We start from the raw sequence: 15,997 nt of genomic DNA, 5'->3' as shown, positions 1-15,997 counted from the left end.
CCCCGGGCACCGGCCCTTCGGCTTGTGATGTCAGAGCTGCCGGGCGACCTCGGTCGCCCAGTAGGTGAGGATCATCTGGGCGCCGGCGCGCTTGATGCCCGTGAGGGTCTCCATGATGGCGCGGTCGCGCTCGATCCAGCCGTTGGCGGCGGCGGCCTCGATCATCGCGTACTCGCCGCTGATCTGGTACGCGGCGACGGGCACGTCGACGGCGTCGGCGACCTTGGCGAGGATGTCCAGGCAGGGCATGGCCGGCTTGACCATGACCATGTCGGCGCCCTCGGCGAGGTCGAGGGCGAGCTCGCGCGCCGACTCGCGGGAGTTGGCCGGGTCCTGCTGGTAGGTCTTGCGGTCGCCCTGCAGGGAGGAGCCGACGGCCTCCCGGAAGGGGCCGTAGAAGGCGGACGCGTACTTGGCGGTGTAGGCGAGGACGGCGACGTCCTCGTGGCCGGTCTGGTCGAGGGCGTCGCGGATGACGCCGACCTGGCCGTCCATCATGCCGCTGGGGCCCACGACGTGGGCGCCGGCGTCGGCCTGCACCTGGGCCATCTCGGCGTAGCGCTCCAGGGTGGCGTCGTTGTCGACGCGGCCGGAGGCGTCGAGGACGCCGCAGTGGCCGTGGTCGGTGAACTCGTCCAGGCACAGGTCGGACATGATGACGAGGTCGTCGCCGACCTCGGCGCGGACGTCACGGATGGCGACCTGGAGGATGCCGTCCGGGTCGGTGCCGGCGGTGCCGGCGGCGTCCTTCTTGGCCTCCTCGGGCACGCCGAAGAGCATGATCCCGGAGACGCCGGCCTCCAGCGCCTCGACGGCGGCCTTGCGCAGGGTGTCGCGGGTGTGCTGGACGACGCCCGGCATGGCGGCGATCGGCACGGGCGCGCCGATGCCCTCCCGCACGAAGGCGGGGAGGATCAGGTCGGCCGGGTGCAGCCGGGTCTCGGCGACCATGCGGCGCATGGCCGGGGTGGTGCGCAGTCGCCGGGGCCGGGACCCCGGGAACGTGCCGTACGTGGTGCTCAACTCCGTGCCCTTCTACGCGATCCGGGACGTCGCTCGCTCGGGCGGGTCACCGGGTCGCCGGCCTCCAGGGCGGCGTCGCGGCGGGCCGCGCCGAACTCGGCGAGCGCCTCGGCGAGCTTGAGCACCGAGGGCTCGGGCGACAGCACGTCGACCCGCAGGCCGTGCTCCTCCGCGGTCTTCGCGGTGGCCGGGCCGATGCAGGCGATGACGGTGACATTGTGGGGCTTGCCGGCGATGCCGACGAGGTTGCGCACCGTGCTCGACGAGGTGAAGAGCACGGCGTCGAAGCCGCCGCCCTTGATCGCCTCGCGGGTCTCGGCCGGCGGCGGCGAGGCGCGGACGGTGCGGTACGCGGTGACGTCGTCGACCTCCCAGCCCAGGTCGATCAGGCCGGCGACCAGGGTCTCGGTGGCGATGTCGGCGCGCGGCAGGAAGACGCGGTCGATCGGGTCGAAGACCGGGTCGTAGGGCGGCCAGTCCTCCAGCAGGCCGGCGGCGGACTGCTCGCCGGAGGGCACGAGGTCGGGCTTGACGCCGAACTCGACGAGCGACTTGGCGGTCTGCTCGCCGACGGCCGCGACCTTGATGCCGGCGAAGGCGCGTGCGTCGAGCCCGTACTCCTCGAACTTCTCGCGCACGGCCTTGACGGCGTTCACGGACGTGAAGGCGATCCACTCGTAGCGGCCGGTGACCAGGCCCTTGACCGCGCGCTCCATCTGCTGCGGCGTGCGCGGCGGCTCGACGGCGATGGTCGGGACCTCGCTGGGCACGGCGCCGTAGGACCGGAGCTGGTCGGAGAGCGACGCGGACTGCTCCTTGGTGCGCGGCACGAGGACGTTCCAGCCGAAGAGCGGCTTGGACTCGAACCAGGAGAGCCGGTCGCGCTGCTCGGCAGCGCTGCGCTCGCCGACCACGGCTATGACGGGCTGGGCGCCGTCGGCGGAGGGCAGCACCTTGGCGGCCTTGAGGACCTGGGCGACGGTGCCGAGGGTGGCGGTCCAGGTGCGCTGGCGGGTGGTGGTGCCGGCGACCGTGACGGTCATCGGGGTGTCGGGGCCGCGGCCGGCGGAGACCAGTTCGCCGGCGGCGGAGACGACGGAGTCGAGGGTCGTGGAGACGACCGCGGTGACCGCGCTCGCGCCGACCTCGGACCAGCAGGTGGCCGAGGCGGTGCGGGCGTCGATGAAGCGCACGTCGGCGCCCTTGCCGTCGCGCAGCGGGACGCCGGCGTAGGCGGGCACGCCGACGGCCGTGGCGACGCCGGGGACGACCTCGAAGGTGATGCCCTCGGCGGCGCAGGCGAGCATCTCGTCGGCGGCGTTGCCGTCGAGGCCGGGGTCGCCGAGGACCGCACGGACGACCCGCTTGCCGCTGCGCGCGGCCGTCATGACAAGATTGGCGGTGTCCCTAAGGACAGGGACGTCCGCGGTTTTTGATGCCTCGTCAGTAACCGTCTGGGCAGGCATGTCCACATGGGCGCGCGCATGCGTGCGCACCACGTCGAGCACCTGCGGATCGGCGATCAGGACGTCCGCGGCCGCGAGCGCCTCCACGGCGCGGAGCGTCAGCAGGCCCGGGTCTCCGGGGCCGGCACCCAGGAAGGTGACGTGCCCGTGCACGGGGTGGTTCGGGGCGGTGGGGTTCAAAGTGCTCGCTCCCCCATAAGACCGGCCGCACCCTTGTCGAGCATCGCAGCGGCGAGCTCGCGGCCCATGGCCACGGCTTCTTCGCGGGACGACGGCACGGGGCCGGTGGTGGACAGCTGCACCAGCGTCTTGCCGTCGGTCGTGCCGACGACGCCCCGCAGGCGCATTTCGGTGACAATCTGCCCGTCGGCCAGCAAGTCGGCCAGCGCGCCCACGGGCGCGGAGCAGCCGGCTTCCAGGGCGGCGAGCAGGGAACGCTCGGCCGTGACGGCGGCCCGGGTGTACGGGTCGTCGAGCTCGGCGAGCGTCGCGGCGAGGTGTGCGCTGGTCGCGGCGCACTCGATCGCCAGGGCCCCCTGGCCGGGGGCGGGCAAAACTGCGTCGGTCTCCAGGAACTGGGTGACCTCGGCGCTGCGGCCGATCCGGGCCAGGCCCGCGGCCGCCAGCACCACGGCATCCAGCTCGCCGCTCGCGACGAAGCCGATCCGGGTGTCGATGTTGCCGCGGATCGGGACCGTCTCGATCTCCTTGCCGAGCTCGCGGGCCCAGGCGTTGAGCTGGGCCATGCGGCGCGGGGAGCCGGTGCCGATGCGGGCTCCCCGCGGAAGGTCCTGGAACACCAGGCCGTCGCGGGCGATCAGCACGTCGCGCGGGTCCTCGCGCGGCGGGACCGCCGCGAGGACCAGGTCGTCGGGCTGCGCGGTCGGCAGGTCCTTCAGGGAGTGCACGGCGAAGTCGATCTCGCCCGCGAGCAGCGCGTCGCGCAGCGCGGAGACGAAGACGCCGGTGCCGCCGATCTGCGCGAGGGACTCGCGCGAGACGTCGCCGTAGGTGGTGATCTCCACCAGCTCCACCGGGCGGCCGGTCAGCTGCCGCACGGCCTCCGCCACCTGCCCCGACTGGGCCATGGCGAGCTTGCTGCGGCGTGTGCCGAGGCGCAGCGGCCGCTTCGAGGTGTCGTTCATGCCGGCTCCCGTGCCGTGTTGTGCGTACCGGCCTGCGAGTCGGCCCGGCTGACGGCGGCGACCGCCTGCGGGTCGAGGTCGAAGAGCTCTCGCAGCGCGTCGGCGTAGCCGGCGCCGCCGGGGGTGGAGGCCAGCTCCTTGACGCGCACGGTGGGCGCGTGGAGGAGCTTGTCGACGACGCGGCGCACGGTCTGGGTGATCTCCGCGCGCTGCTTGTCGTCCAGGTCGGGCAGGCGGCCGTCGAGGCGGGCGATCTCGCTCGCGACGACGTCCGCGGCCATGGTGCGCAGGGCGACCACGGTGGGGGTGATGTGGGCGGCGCGCTGGGCGGCGCCGAAGGCGGCGACCTCGTCGGAGACGATGGCGCGCACCTGGTCGACGTCGGCGGCCATGGGCGCGTCGGCGGAGGCCTCGGCCAGCGACTCGATGTCGACGAGCCGGGCGCCGTCCAGGCGGTGCACGGCGGCGTCGATGTCGCGCGGCATGGCGAGGTCGAGGAGGGCGAGGCGGACGCCGGTGCCGGCCGCGTCGGCGCACGCGGCGTCGAGGGCGCAGGTCGCGCCCGCACCGCCGGCGGCCGTCTCCGTACGGGAGGCGAGGGCGACGCGTATGGCCTCGGCCGTCAGCACGACGCCCATCGCTCCGGTGCAGCTGACCACGACGTCCGCGAGCGCGAGCTCCTCCGGGACGGCGGCCATCTCCACGGCCGAGGCCGTGAAGCCGGCGGCGGCCCGGGCGCCCGGCTCGGTGAGGATCTGCACCAGGCGCTCGGCCCGCTCCAGCGTGCGGTTGGCGACGGCCACGTGGGCCACGCCCGCGCGCGCGAGCGTCGCCGCGGCCAGGGAGGACATCGAACCGGCGCCGATGACGAGGGCCCGCTTGCCGCCGGCCCAGTCGCCGAGCGCGGCGCCGTCGGCGAGCCGCTCCAGCCCGAAGGTGACCAGGGACTGGCCGGCCCGGTCGATGCCGGTCTCGCTGTGGGCGCGCTTGCCGACCCGCAGGGCCTGCTGGAACAGGTCGTTCAGCAGCCGGCCGGCGGTGTGCAGCTCCTGCCCGAGGGCGAGGGCGTCCTTGATCTGGCCGAGGATCTGGCCCTCGCCGACGACCATGGAGTCCAGCCCGCAGGCCACCGAGAAGAGGTGGTGGACGGCCCGGTCCTCGTAGTGCACATAGAGATACGGAGTGAGCTCGTCCAGCCCGACGCCCGTGTGCTGGGCGAGGAGCGTGGACAGCTCGGCGACGCCCGCGTGGAACTTGTCCACGTCGGCGTAGAGCTCGATGCGGTTGCACGTGGCGAGGACGGCCGCCTCGGTGGCCGGCTCGGCCGCGAGGGTGTCCTGCAGCAGCTTCGCCTGCGCCTCGCGCGCGAGGGCGGCGCGCTCCAGCACGCTCACCGGCGCGCTGCGGTGGCTCAGTCCGACGACGAGGAGGCTCATGCCGGCATCACGGCGGGGACGTCCCCGTCCGGGCCCTTTCCTGCCGCCCGGCCGCCCGCGGGCGTGCGCACGGCCGCCGCACCGGAGCGGGGCTGCACGGCGGCGGCGGGCTCCTGCGCGGAGGTGGTCTCCTCGCCGGCCTTGCGCTGCTCGTGGAAGGCGAGGATCTGCAGCTCGATCGACAGGTCGACCTTGCGCACGTCCACGCCCTCGGGCACGGAGAGCACGGTCGGCGCGAAGTTGAGGATCGACGTCACGCCGGCGGCCACGAGGCGGTCGCAGACCTGCTGGGCCGCGCCGGCCGGGGTGGCGATGACGCCGATGGAGACGTCGTTGTCCGTGATGATCGATTCGAGTTCGTCGGTGTGGCGCACGGGCAGCCCGGCGACCGGCTTGCCGGCCATCGCGGGGTCCGCGTCGATCAGGGCCGCGACGCGGAAGCCGCGGGAGGCGAAGCCGCCGTAGTTGGCGAGGGCCGCGCCGAGGTTGCCGATGCCGACGATGACGACCGGCCAGTCCTGGGTCAGGCCGAGCTCGCGGGAGATCTGGTAGACGAGGTACTCGACGTCGTAGCCGACCCCGCGGGTGCCGTACGAGCCGAGGTAGCTGAAGTCCTTGCGGAGCTTGGCGGAATTGACGCCCGCCGCGGTCGCGAGCTCCTCGGAGGAGACCGTGGGCACCGAGCGCTCGGAGAGCGCCGTCAGCGCGCGCAGATACAGCGGAAGCCGGGCGACGGTGGCCTCGGGAATCCCTCGGCTTCGGGTCGCCGGTCGGTGAGTTCGGCCAGTTGCCACGGTGCTCCTGCGGGTAGAGCGGGGCTGCGGGCGGCGCCTCGTCCCAGGACCGCCCCGTCGAACGCAGGCTATGCCTTTGTGAACGCGTGCACAAAGATGGTGTCCGTTTTGCCCGGTCAAAGTGACCGGTGTCACGCGGCCTTTCGGCCCTGAGCGGGAACCATTCGGCCCCTTCGGCGGACGACCGGCCGCACCGTCACAGCAGTCGCACCCGTCACACACGACCCAGGAGAGCGTCGACGTGCACACGGCGCTCCTCCTGACTCACGCTACTTCCCGGCGGTAACCCCGGACCCGGCCAGAAAAAACCCCGGACACCAACAAATCGACACATGATGGTAGTCGACTCAGGCACCCATCCAGCACGTTTGAACGAGCCGGAAGCACGTCATTGCATACGGGCGCGCACCGAAGCGCACGGAGGCACACCGCGTGCGGGCACAATGGCGGACATGTCCCCCCTGCTGCGCCGCCGCCCCCGCAAGAACCCCGCCGACAGCACGGTCACCCTGATCGGCAAGCCCGGCTGCCATCTGTGCGACGCCGCCGAGGCCGTCATCGCCGGCGTCTGCGGCGAGCTCGGGGCCCGCTGGGAGAAGAAGGACATCACCCAGGACGAGGAGCTCCACCGCAAGTACTGGGAGCAGATCCCCGTGATCCTCGTCGACGGCGCCCAGCACGACTTCTGGCGCGTGGACCCCGACCGCCTGCGCAAGGCCCTGACGGGCTGACCCTCCCACCGCTCATCCCCGTCCCCCCAAGCGCGCGCACGCCGACGCGCCGGGCGTAACCGGAGCGTCAAGGGAAGTTCACACCCCGGAATCAGCCCGGCTCCGGTTACCCCGAACAAACTGGCTATGCTCGGGCCATGGCCGCACTGGGATGGATCACTCCGCGCAGGCGCTCTGCCACGGCACGCAGCGTGCTGGCAGGCGAGGCCGCGGCGGAGGCAGCCCGCAAGACCGCTCAGGAGAGCGCCGCCGAGACCGCCCCGGAGGGCGCGCGGGAGCCGGCCGAGCCGGACTTCCCCGTCGTCGGCGACGTGCGGGCGGCGGCCTTCTTCGACCTCGACAACACCGTCATGCAGGGCGCCTCCCTCTTCCACTTCGGGCGCGGCCTGTACAAGCGGCGCTTCTTCCAGAAGCGCGAGCTCGCCCGCTTCGCCTGGCAGCAGGTGTGGTTCCGGCTGGCCGGCGAGGACGCCGAGCACATGCAGGACGCCCGCGACAGCGCCCTGTCCATCGTCAAGGGCCACCGCGTCTCCGAGCTGATGACCATCGGCGAGGAGATCTACGACGAGTACATGGCCGAGCGGATCTGGCCCGGCACCCGCGCGCTCGCCCAGGCCCACCTCGACGCCGGCCAGAAGGTCTGGCTCGTCACCGCCGCGCCCGTCGAGGCCGCGACGATCATCGCCCGCCGCCTCGGCCTGACCGGCGCGCTGGGCACCGTCGCCGAGTCGATCGGCGGCGTCTACACCGGCAAGCTCGTCGGCGAGCCGCTGCACGGCCCCGCGAAGGCCGAGGCCGTCCGCGCCCTGGCCGCGGCCGAGGGCCTGGAGCTGGACCGCTGCGCGGCGTACAGCGACTCCGCCAACGACATCCCGATGCTGTCGCTCGTGGGGCACCCCTACGCCGTCAACCCCGACGGGCGGCTGCGCAAGCACGCCCGCGAGCACGGCTGGCGGCTGCGCGACTACCGCACGGGCCGCAAGGCGGCCAAGGTCGGCATCCCGGCGGCGGCGGGCGTCGGCGCCCTTGCGGGCGGCGCGGCCGCGGCGGTCGCCCTGCACCGGCGCAGGCGCTGACGCGCGCCTGACGCGCGCACCCTCACGCCCCTGCCCCGGCCCCGCACGCCCCGGCCGCCGCACGCTCTAGCGGCTCCGGGGCGGCTTTGCACGGCGGCGCGCCGTACCGCGCCGTCCACATCGCGCCACTACCCCGCGCGTTCGCCACACAGGTTCGGCAACAGTGCGTAGCCGGCCGTCACTCTCAGGCAATCCTGTCTTCATACCCTCACACCCTTCCCCCCAGTCCTTCCGTGCCCGGATTGCCACAACACGCCGCCCATTCGGCCACACCATGACCAAATCTGTTCAACCTCCTTTCATAGTTCGATATTTGATCGATCTCGAACCGGTAAGAGACCGAACGGAAACGATGATTTGAGCAACTCGGTGTAGTGCTGCCTGTACGAAGCGTTATTCTCCTCAGACGCAAACCGGTACCCCCTTGTCCCTACGACGAGTGAACGGTCCCGTACTGCACGTGATGGAAGCTCTGCCTCTGGGAGTCCCGTGTACCCACACGTCGGGGTTGACGCCTCGGGCCTGGCTACGCTTCGCGCTACGGTCCTCGACCGCCTGCGCGGCTTCGTCCCCACCGCGTACGCCGTCCCCGCCCTCGCCACGCTCGCCCCTGCCGCAGGAGGCGGCCGCGCCGGTCACGCCGGCCCCTGCTACGCCCTCGCCGAAAGCAGCGCGGCCGTGGGCAGACGAGCCGCCCGCCGCGGCGGTGCGGCCACCGCACCGTCCGCCGCGGCCTCCGGCTCCGCCACGTCAACGCGCCGCCCCAGCGCGGACAGCGACAGCGCCCGCATGCTCGACCTGGTCGAGCGCGCCCAGGCCGGGGAGGCCGAGGCCTTCGGCCGCCTCTACGACCAGTACGCCGATACGGTCTACCGCTACATCTATTACCGGGTCGGCGGCCGGGCCACCGCGGAGGACCTCACCAGCGAGACGTTCCTGCGCGCCCTGCGCCGCATCGGCACCTTCACCTGGCAGGGGCGCGACTTCGGCGCCTGGCTCGTGACGATCGCCCGCAACCTGGTCGCCGACCACTTCAAGTCCTCAAGGTTCCGGCTCGAAGTGACCACCGGCGAGATGCTCGACGCCAACGAGGTCGAGCGCAGTCCGGAGGACTCCGTCCTCGAGTCCCTCTCCAACGCCGCACTGCTGGAGGCGGTGCGCAAGCTCAACCCCCAGCAGCAGGAGTGCGTCACCCTGCGCTTCCTGCAGGGGCTCTCCGTCGCGGAGACCGCCCGCGTCATGGGCAAGAACGAGGGCGCCATCAAGACCCTCCAGTACCGCGCGGTCCGCACCCTGGCCCGCCTCCTCCCCGACGACGCGCGTTAACGATTCGTATGCGTTCACTCACCAGCGGTCACATCGTCCAGGACGCGTAACCCGCCCGTCGCACCGGTCGTTGTGCGGGATGCAGACTCCCTGCGGTCACGCCATGCCCGCAGTCACTCACTCGATCGAGTGGATGCTCATCACGGCGTGCAACCCTCCAGGCGTTCAGAGGAGTCGACCGTCATGACGAGAGGAGGTGCCGCCTGTGATCGCGAACGTATCGGCGCACCGGCGGGCGAACGCCTTCGCCCAGTCCCTGGAGCATCAGGAAGTCCAGGGCACGGCGGCCACAGAGCCCGAACCGCCGGCCGAAGGCGCCGAGCAGGGCAGGCTGCTGGCCCTGGCGGGCCGGCTGGGAGACCTGCCCAGGCCCGGTCTCGACCCCGAGACCAGGACCGTGCAGCGGGCGCAGCTCATCGCTGCCATGGAGACCCAGTTCGCCGGGGGTGACTCCGCGACGATCCCCGAGCAGAAGACCCGCCGCTCGGGCCGCGGTGCCCACCGCGCCCTGGGCCGGCTGCGGCCGCGCTCCCGCTGGTCGAAGGGGCTCGCTGCCGGCGGTCTGACCGTGGGCGTGGCGGCGGGCGCGTTCGGCGGCGTGGCAGCGGCCAGTTCCAACGCCCTGCCCGGCGATTCGCTCTACCCGCTCAAGCGCGGGATGGAGGATCTCCGCCTCGGCATGGCCGACGACGACTCCGACCGCGGCAGCCTGCTCCTCGACCGGGCCTCGACCCGCCTGCAGGAGGCCCGCCGCCTGATGGAGCGCGGCAAGCTCGGCGGCCCTCTGGACCACGAGGTCCTCGGCGAGATCCGCAGGACCCTCTCGGGCATGCGCCAGGACGCCTCCGAGGGCCACCGCCTGCTCCACACCGCCTACAAGCACGACCGCTCGATCGGCCCGATCCAGCGGCTCTCCAGCTTCGCGGCCTCGCACCGCGAGAGCTGGACCCAGCTCCGCGAGAAGCTCCCGGTCCAACTGGCCGACGTGGGCGCGGAGGTGAGCTCGGTCCTCTCCGCCATAGACGATGAGGTCGGCTCGCTGCGGTCCCTGCTGCCTCCCGCGCACCACGGCAAGCACGCGGCCCCGGCCCAGCCGGAGACGGACCGGTCCGGCACGCCCGGCCGCACGGCCCGCCACACCCCGCAGCCGTCCGCCTCGGCGGGCGGCGGAGGCAAGCACGCGGCCGGTAAGCAGCAGTCGGCGTCCCCGGGCGCCCATGAGGAGCACGAGGGCCTCCTCGGCGGCACGGGGCTGCTCAAGCCCCCGTCGCCGCCCGGCAGTGCCACGCCGGGCGGGACGCCCCGCGGCAAGGACAGCAAGCCGGCCAAGCAGCCGAGCATCGACATCCCGCCGGTGCTGCCGCAGATCATCCCCGGCCTGGGAATCCAGGGCGGGGAGGACCCGAAGTAGGGCGGAGACGACCGAGGCGGTCGGTGTTCTTCTGATCCCGTGACGAAGGGATCAGAAGAACACCGACCGCCGACGTACGAGCGCCGGAAAACGTCTTACGTGCGTCAGAAGAACACGGACCGCCGCTCCACAAGCAGCTTGTAGAGCGTGTGCTGAATCGTTTCTCGCACCTGGTCGGTGAGGTTGAACATCAGCATCGGATCGTCCGCCGCCTCCGCCGGATATCCGTCCGTCGGGATCGGCTCACCGAACTGGATCGTCCACTTCGTCGGCAGCGGCACCAGACCCAGCGGGCCGAGCCAGGGCCACGACGGCGTCAGCGGGAAGTACGGGATCCCCAGCAGCCGGGCCACCGTCCGCGCGTTGCCGAGCATCGGATAGATCTCCTCGGCCCCCACGATCGAGCAGGGCACGATCGGCGCCCCGGCACGCAGTGCCGTCGACACGAAGCCGCCCCGCCCGAACCGCTGCAGCTTGTACCGCTCCGAGAACGGCTTCCCGATCCCCTTGAACCCCTCCGGCATCACACCGACCACCTCGCCCCGCTCCAGCAGCTGCTGGGCGTCCTCCGCGCAGGCGAGCGTGTGCCCGAGCTTCCGGGAGATCTCGTTGACCCCCGGCAGCATGAAGACCAGGTCCGCGGCGAGCATCCGGATGTGCCGGTCCGCCGGGTGGTGGTCGTGGACGGCCACCTGCAGCATCAGCCCGTCCACCGGCAGCGTGCCCGAGTGGTTGGCGACGACCAGGGCGGCGCCCTTGTCCGGGATGTTCTCGATGCCCTTCACCTCGACCCGGAAGTACTTCTCGTAGAAGGGCCGCAGCGCGGACATCAGGACCTGGTCGGTGAGCTCCGCGTCGTAGCCGAACTCGTCGACCTCGTACTCGCCGGTGATCCGCCGCCGCAGGAAGCTCAGCCCGTGCGCCAGCTTCCGCTCCCAGCCGCCGGCCCCCGCGGCCTCCGCCGCCCGCTCGCCCGCCGCGGCCCCCTCCGCAAGCTGCTCGGACGCCTCCTGGGCGGCCCGGGCGTCGTCGGCGCGGTCCAGGTGCCGCTGCGGCGGCACGGGCGCGAGGGAGGACGACATCCGGCTCGTACGGGCCCGCCCCGGCCGCTTGCCCTTGCCGCGCTTGGACCGCGGCTCCTCGCCGCCGAACGGGATGACCTTCGCGTCCGCCATGGTGGGTGCGCTCCTCACTTCTGGCCGCGGCCGGCAGGCAGTGCCGCGGCGATCCGGTCGACGGTACGGGCCAGGGTCTCGGGCGGCAGCAGCCCGGGACCCCGGCTGCGCGCGTAGTCCTCGAAGGCGCCCGCCGTCGTGTAGCGCGGGTCGAAGCCGAGGGTCTCGCGCATCTGGGTGGTCCGGACGACCCGGCCATGGGTGAGCAGCCGTATCTGCTCGGGCGAGAAGTCCGTCACGCCGACCGAACGCAGTGCGGAGCCGACCCAGGTGACGGTCGGCAGGAAGAAGGGGAGGGTGGGGCGCCCGAGCCGGCGCGCCGCCTGGGAGAGCAGCAGGACCCCGTCACCGGCGACGTTGAAGGTGCCGCTGTTGAGCGTGCCCCTGCGCGGCTCCCCGGAGGCGATCCGCAGCACCTCGATCACATCGTCCTCGTGGACGAACTGCAGCCGCGGGTCGAAGCCGAGGACCGTGGGCAGCACGGGCAGCGCGAAGTACTCCGCGAGCGGCGAGTCGGCGCACGGCCCGAGGATGTTGGCGAAGCGCAGCACGCACACCGCCACGTCGGGCCGGCGGCGGGCGAAGCCGCGCACGTACCCCTCGACCTCGACCACGTCCTTGGCGAAGCCGCCGCTGGGCAGCGACTTGGGCGGGGTGGTCTCGGTGAAGATCGCCGGATCGCGTGGCGCGGACCCGTAGACATTCGTGCTGGACTTGACCACCAGCCGCTTCACCGACGGCGTCTTCTGGCACGCGCCGAGCAGCTGCATCGTGCCGATGACGTTGGTCTCCTTGACCGAGGCCCGGCTGCCGCGCTTGCCCAGCGGGGTGCCGTTCACATCCATGTGGACCACCGTGTCCACACCGTGTTCGGCCAGAACCCGCGCGATCCTGGGATGGCGGATGTCCGCCCGTATGAAATCGGCCCCGCCGAGATGGTGCGCGGGTGGCACCGCGTCCACCCCGATCACCCGCTCCACATCGGGCTCGCGCTGGACGCGGCGGACGAACCTGCCGCCCAGCTGCCGCGCGACTCCGGTGACGAGCACGACCTTGCCCAAGATCAGCGCCTTCCTCTGCCCACGATCCGCCCGGGCCGCCCGGGACCCGGCCCACGAGTGGTGCTGCCGCGGCCACCGTAGCGGGTCGTTGTTGCGCTGTGATGACCGGCCGATGCGCGGAGCTACATTTCAAGCCGTAGCCGAGGTTTCACACACCGCAACGCGCGCCCGATGCACCGCAGCCCTCCCACCAGTGATCGGTGGAAGGGCTGCGGTACGAGCACAAGCGGCGTGCTGCTTACTTCTTGTTGCGACGCTGAACGCGCGTGCGCTTGAGCAGCTTGCGGTGCTTCTTCTTGGCCATCCGCTTACGCCGCTTCTTGATAACAGAGCCCACGACTACCCTCGCTTACATCGATTCACTCGGTGCGGGGCGTCCGAGCCCACACGACCTACATCGGGCCAGCCTACCCGGCACCGGGCGATCAGCGTAATCCAGGGCCCCCGTCAGGCTGTTTCCACCCCCACGTAGGACTCTCGGAGGTACTCGTGCACCGCTTGCTCCGGGACCCGGAACGACCTGCCCACCCTGATCGCCGGCAGATGACCGCTGTGCACCAGCCGGTACACGGTCATCTTGGACACTCGCATCACCGCGGCGACTTCCGCCACGGTCAGGAACACGACCTCGTTGAGAGGCCTCTGGTCAGCAGCCATGACACACCTGAACCTTCCGCACATGACGCGCACCGGCTTCCCCTCCGGTGACTCCTCGTCGCTGCGCGCTCACTCCCCAGGTTAGGGGCGGGTGATGCGAGTGGGGAAGAGGAGCAGCCATCGGCCGCCTACTGTGACAGACACGCTCGATTGAGTACATAGCGAGTAAGCGGTCGGTAGTAATCAGACCGCACAGTGTCATCAAGCGGAACGACGACGGACACCCGCCCCTCCGCCTCTCCCACGAACGGCGCGGGGTCGTCCGCGTCGGCCGGGCCGATGGCCTCAATACCCAGCTGACCTGCCCCGCAGAGCCAGCCGTGGTCCCCGATGACCATCGCCGGCAGCGGTCCGTCCCCGTCCATCGCGGCCCCCAGGGCCAGCCGAAGCGGGAGCGGAGAATGCGTATGTACGCCCGGCTCACTTCGGCACCCGCGCGCGCCGGGTTCACGCACCAGCGCGACGCCTCGAACGTAGTCCAGGTTGTAGGTGCGTACCCCGAACCGGGTCGTTATGTCGACACTTCGGCCCTGCGCCGGGCGGAGGACAGGACAGCCCGCCGCCGAGAGGGCGGCGGCCAAGGAGGCGTAGAAGTCCAGGAGCGGGTACGGATGACCGGTCCCGATGAGCACCGGAGCGCGGGCTTCGGCCACCGCGGCCAGCCGGTCGGCAAAGGCACCCAGTGCCACGATCGTGCGGTCGGGGTCGATGACATCCTGCCCCGAAGCGTGGCCGGGATCGACCGAAACCCCGCACTTACGGGCCATCAGACGCAACAAGTCACCCAGCCGCCAGACCCGTTCGGGCTCCAGCCCGAGCAGCGCCCGGGGGTCTCCGGCCACGAACATCCGATACCGGCTCAGACTCCGCTCCCGGGAGGCCGATACGACGCCGGCGAGACCGGAGCGCAGGAGGTGGGAGCGGAGGGCGGCGGGGGTGGTGGAGCACGGAGCGAACGGCCGGGTCGACAGCACGCTTCCGATGCTGACGGAAGTCCGCGCGGTACGGGGCGGCTTCGGGGGAGGGATCCCACGGTCGGCCTAATGCCTACGGCCGGCTTAAGGCGTACGGGCGGGCTGGGGTCGCACGGCGGCCGGCCTGCGGCCTGGGGTCGCACGACGGCCCGACTCAGGCCGCACGACGGCCGGACCAAGGCCGCACGGCGGCCGCCCGGGTTTAACCCGGTTACGGCAGGAGGCCGTGCGCCGGGAAGACCGCCCGCCGGGTTGCGAGGATCGCCTGGTCCAGCCGGTCCCCCGGGTCGTAACCGGAATCCACGAAGTCCTTCCACTCGGGCTGGACCCCGTCCGTCATCCGGTGCGGCCCCGGCTGCCGGGTGCGCCGGTACACCTCGGCCCGCCACTCCTCCGGCACGGCCGTCTCAGGGGCCACAGGCGCGCCCGCGGCGATCGCCACCAAGTGAGCCCAGGAGCGCGGCACGACGTCCACGACGGCGTATCCACCGCCGCCCAGGGCGACCCAGCGCCCTTCCGCGTGCTCGTGCGCCAGGAAGTGACAGGAGGCGGCGATCAGCCGCTGGGCGTCGAGCGAGACGGCCAGGTGGGCCAGCGGGTCCTCGAAGTGCGTGTCGGCACCGTGCTGGGTCACGAGCACCTGCGGCCGGAAGGCCGCCACCAGCTCGGGCACCACGGCGTGGAACGCCCGCAGCCAGCCGGCGTCACCGGTGCCCGCGGGCAGCGCCAGGTTGACCGCGGTGCCCTCGGCGGACGGCGCGCCGGTCTCCTCGGGCCAACCGGTCTGCGGGAAAAGGGTGCTGGGGTGCTCGTGCAAGGAGATCGTGAGGACCCGCGGGTCCTCCCAGAACGCCGCCTGGACGCCGTCGCCGTGGTGCACGTCCACGTCGACGTACACGACACGCTCGGCCCCGAGCTCCAGGAGCCGGGCCACGGCGAGGGCAGCGTCGTTGTAGACGCAGAAGCCGGAGGCCGCGCCGGGCATCGCATGGTGCAGCCCGCCGGCGAAGTTCACGGCGTGCGCCACTTCGCCGCGCCATACGGCCTCGGCGGCGGCCACGGACTGCCCGGCGATGAGAGCAGAGGCCTCGTGCATACCGGGGAAGGCGGGGACGTCGCCCGTAGCGATGCCGTAGGACTCGTCGGCGGAGGAAGGGTCGGCGGAGGCCGCACGGACGGCGGCGATGTAGTCCTCGCGGTGCACCAGCCGAAGAGTGGAGTCGCCGGCGGGCCGGGCGGCGGTGACTCGCAGCGCCTTGTCCAGGCCGAGCGCTTCGACCAGCCGCATGGTCAGGGCGAGCCGTACGGGATCCATGGGATGGCCTGGACCGAAGTCGTAGCCCGTCACTGCCTCGTCCCACATCACCTGTGCACGGCCGCTCATGGGCGTCACGGTACTAGGGGCCGGGAAGCCGGGTAAACGCAAAAAAGCCTCAGGCCCGGTATCAATGATCCCAGACCTGAGGCTGAATAATTGCTCGGCGGCGTCCTACTCTCCCACACGGTCCCCCATGCAGTACCATCGGCGCTGAAAGGCTTAGCTTCCGGGTTCGGAATGTAACCGGGCGTTTCCCTAACGCTATGACCACCGAAACACTATGAAGATATCGAACCGCCGCACCCCCGAAGAGGGGCGTGTTCGTTACTTCAGAACTAACACAGTGGACGCGAGCAACTGAGGACAAGCCCTCGGCCTATTAGTACCAGTCAGCTCCAACCGTT

At 71.8% G+C, this 15,997-nt stretch carries 15 protein-coding genes and 1 rRNA gene; 4 read left to right on the top strand and 12 right to left on the bottom strand.

All coding sequences use genetic code 11. The features are described from left to right. Window positions 1-30 precede the first annotated feature (30 nt). From hemB to ACSNOH_RS09840, 5 genes are read right to left on the bottom strand one after another with little or no spacing between them, the layout of a single operon-like run. Window positions 31-1,023, bottom strand: a complete 993-nt coding sequence (gene hemB, locus ACSNOH_RS09860) for a porphobilinogen synthase (protein ID WP_436720864.1) — start codon at window positions 1,021-1,023, stop codon at window positions 31-33. Beyond that, window positions 1,020-2,669 (bottom strand): uroporphyrinogen-III synthase, encoded by a 1,650-nt coding sequence (locus ACSNOH_RS09855; protein ID WP_436720863.1) that lies wholly within the window; start codon window positions 2,667-2,669, stop codon window positions 1,020-1,022. Before ACSNOH_RS09855 ends, hemB begins: the two co-directional genes overlap by 4 nt. Further along, entirely contained in the window at window positions 2,666-3,634 is a 969-nt protein-coding gene (hemC, locus tag ACSNOH_RS09850; RefSeq protein ID WP_436720862.1) for a hydroxymethylbilane synthase, read from the bottom strand. The genes ACSNOH_RS09855 and hemC overlap by 4 nt, the downstream gene beginning before the upstream one ends. Beyond that, the gene (locus ACSNOH_RS09845; RefSeq protein ID WP_436720861.1) at window positions 3,631-5,070 is read right to left on the bottom strand and encodes a glutamyl-tRNA reductase; all 1,440 of its coding nucleotides are present in this window, start codon (window positions 5,068-5,070) and stop codon (window positions 3,631-3,633) included. The genes hemC and ACSNOH_RS09845 overlap by 4 nt, the downstream gene beginning before the upstream one ends. Continuing rightward, the gene (locus ACSNOH_RS09840) at window positions 5,067-5,864 is read right to left on the bottom strand and encodes a redox-sensing transcriptional repressor Rex (RefSeq protein WP_436720860.1); all 798 of its coding nucleotides are present in this window, start codon (window positions 5,862-5,864) and stop codon (window positions 5,067-5,069) included. The genes ACSNOH_RS09845 and ACSNOH_RS09840 overlap by 4 nt, the downstream gene beginning before the upstream one ends. Window positions 5,865-6,307: 443 nt before the next feature. On the opposite strand from ACSNOH_RS09840, the gene ACSNOH_RS09835 reads away from it, so the two are divergent. The 4 genes from ACSNOH_RS09835 (at window position 6,308) to ACSNOH_RS09820 (ending at window position 10,408) form a co-directional block, all read left to right on the top strand. After that, on the top strand, window positions 6,308-6,595 hold the full coding sequence (locus ACSNOH_RS09835) for a glutaredoxin family protein (protein WP_436720859.1): 288 nt from the start codon (window positions 6,308-6,310) through the stop codon (window positions 6,593-6,595). Between the two features lie 137 nt (window positions 6,596-6,732). After that, complete coding sequence (locus tag ACSNOH_RS09830; protein WP_436720858.1) at window positions 6,733-7,671, top strand: HAD family hydrolase; 939 nt, start codon at window positions 6,733-6,735, stop codon at window positions 7,669-7,671. 489 nt (window positions 7,672-8,160) lie between these two features. Next, window positions 8,161-8,997: an ECF subfamily RNA polymerase sigma factor, BldN family gene (locus ACSNOH_RS09825; protein WP_436720857.1), complete on the top strand. Its 837-nt coding sequence runs from the start codon at window positions 8,161-8,163 to the stop codon at window positions 8,995-8,997. A gap of 205 nt (window positions 8,998-9,202) precedes the next feature. Beyond that, the gene (locus ACSNOH_RS09820; protein ID WP_436720856.1) at window positions 9,203-10,408 is read left to right on the top strand and encodes a DUF5667 domain-containing protein; all 1,206 of its coding nucleotides are present in this window, start codon (window positions 9,203-9,205) and stop codon (window positions 10,406-10,408) included. A gap of 104 nt (window positions 10,409-10,512) precedes the next feature. Here the strand turns inward: ACSNOH_RS09820 and ACSNOH_RS09815 are convergent, their stop codons facing one another. From ACSNOH_RS09815 to rrf, 7 genes are all read right to left on the bottom strand, one after another. Beyond that, window positions 10,513-11,583 carry a lysophospholipid acyltransferase family protein gene (locus tag ACSNOH_RS09815; RefSeq protein ID WP_436720855.1) on the bottom strand — a complete coding sequence of 357 codons (1,071 nt, stop codon included), beginning with the start codon at window positions 11,581-11,583 and terminating at the stop codon, window positions 10,513-10,515. 14 nt (window positions 11,584-11,597) lie between these two features. Next, window positions 11,598-12,644: an NAD-dependent epimerase/dehydratase family protein gene (locus ACSNOH_RS09810; RefSeq protein ID WP_436720854.1), complete on the bottom strand. Its 1,047-nt coding sequence runs from the start codon at window positions 12,642-12,644 to the stop codon at window positions 11,598-11,600. A gap of 238 nt (window positions 12,645-12,882) precedes the next feature. Then, a complete protein-coding gene (locus ACSNOH_RS09805; protein ID WP_003948845.1) occupies window positions 12,883-12,981 on the bottom strand; it encodes a 30S ribosomal protein bS22 in 99 nt (32 codons plus the stop codon). A 110-nt stretch (window positions 12,982-13,091) separates the two neighbouring features. Further along, entirely contained in the window at window positions 13,092-13,301 is a 210-nt protein-coding gene (locus ACSNOH_RS09800; protein ID WP_123975194.1) for a helix-turn-helix domain-containing protein, read from the bottom strand. A 128-nt stretch (window positions 13,302-13,429) separates the two neighbouring features. Beyond that, window positions 13,430-14,284 carry a phosphatase gene (locus ACSNOH_RS09795; RefSeq protein ID WP_436720894.1) on the bottom strand — a complete coding sequence of 285 codons (855 nt, stop codon included), beginning with the start codon at window positions 14,282-14,284 and terminating at the stop codon, window positions 13,430-13,432. Between the two features lie 202 nt (window positions 14,285-14,486). Beyond that, window positions 14,487-15,659: an acetoin utilization protein AcuC gene (locus ACSNOH_RS09790; RefSeq protein ID WP_436720853.1), complete on the bottom strand. Its 1,173-nt coding sequence runs from the start codon at window positions 15,657-15,659 to the stop codon at window positions 14,487-14,489. A gap of 92 nt (window positions 15,660-15,751) precedes the next feature. Further along, window positions 15,752-15,868 (bottom strand): 5S ribosomal RNA (rrf, locus tag ACSNOH_RS09785). Window positions 15,869-15,997: the final 129 nt, after the last annotated feature.

The organism is Streptomyces sp. URMC 127, assembly GCF_051386535.1.
Taxonomy (GTDB): domain Bacteria; phylum Actinomycetota; class Actinomycetes; order Streptomycetales; family Streptomycetaceae; genus Streptomyces.
This window is presented reverse-complemented; position numbering and strand designations above follow the sequence as displayed.

What these genes read in the sequence shown, in the direction of transcription:
- ACSNOH_RS09790 (WP_436720853.1), bottom strand. Translation starts at nt 15,659, where the DNA reads ATGAGCGGCCGTGCACAGGTGATGTGGGACGAGGCAGTGACGGGCTAC.
- ACSNOH_RS09845 (WP_436720861.1), bottom strand. Translation starts at nt 5,070, where the DNA reads ATGAGCCTCCTCGTCGTCGGACTGAGCCACCGCAGCGCGCCGGTGAGC.
- ACSNOH_RS09830 (WP_436720858.1), top strand. Translation starts at nt 6,733, where the DNA reads ATGGCCGCACTGGGATGGATCACTCCGCGCAGGCGCTCTGCCACGGCA.
- hemC (WP_436720862.1), bottom strand. Translation starts at nt 3,634, where the DNA reads ATGAACGACACCTCGAAGCGGCCGCTGCGCCTCGGCACACGCCGCAGC.
- ACSNOH_RS09835 (WP_436720859.1), top strand. Translation starts at nt 6,308, where the DNA reads ATGGCGGACATGTCCCCCCTGCTGCGCCGCCGCCCCCGCAAGAACCCC.
- ACSNOH_RS09815 (WP_436720855.1), bottom strand. Translation starts at nt 11,583, where the DNA reads ATGGCGGACGCGAAGGTCATCCCGTTCGGCGGCGAGGAGCCGCGGTCC.
- ACSNOH_RS09800 (WP_123975194.1), bottom strand. Translation starts at nt 13,301, where the DNA reads ATGGCTGCTGACCAGAGGCCTCTCAACGAGGTCGTGTTCCTGACCGTG.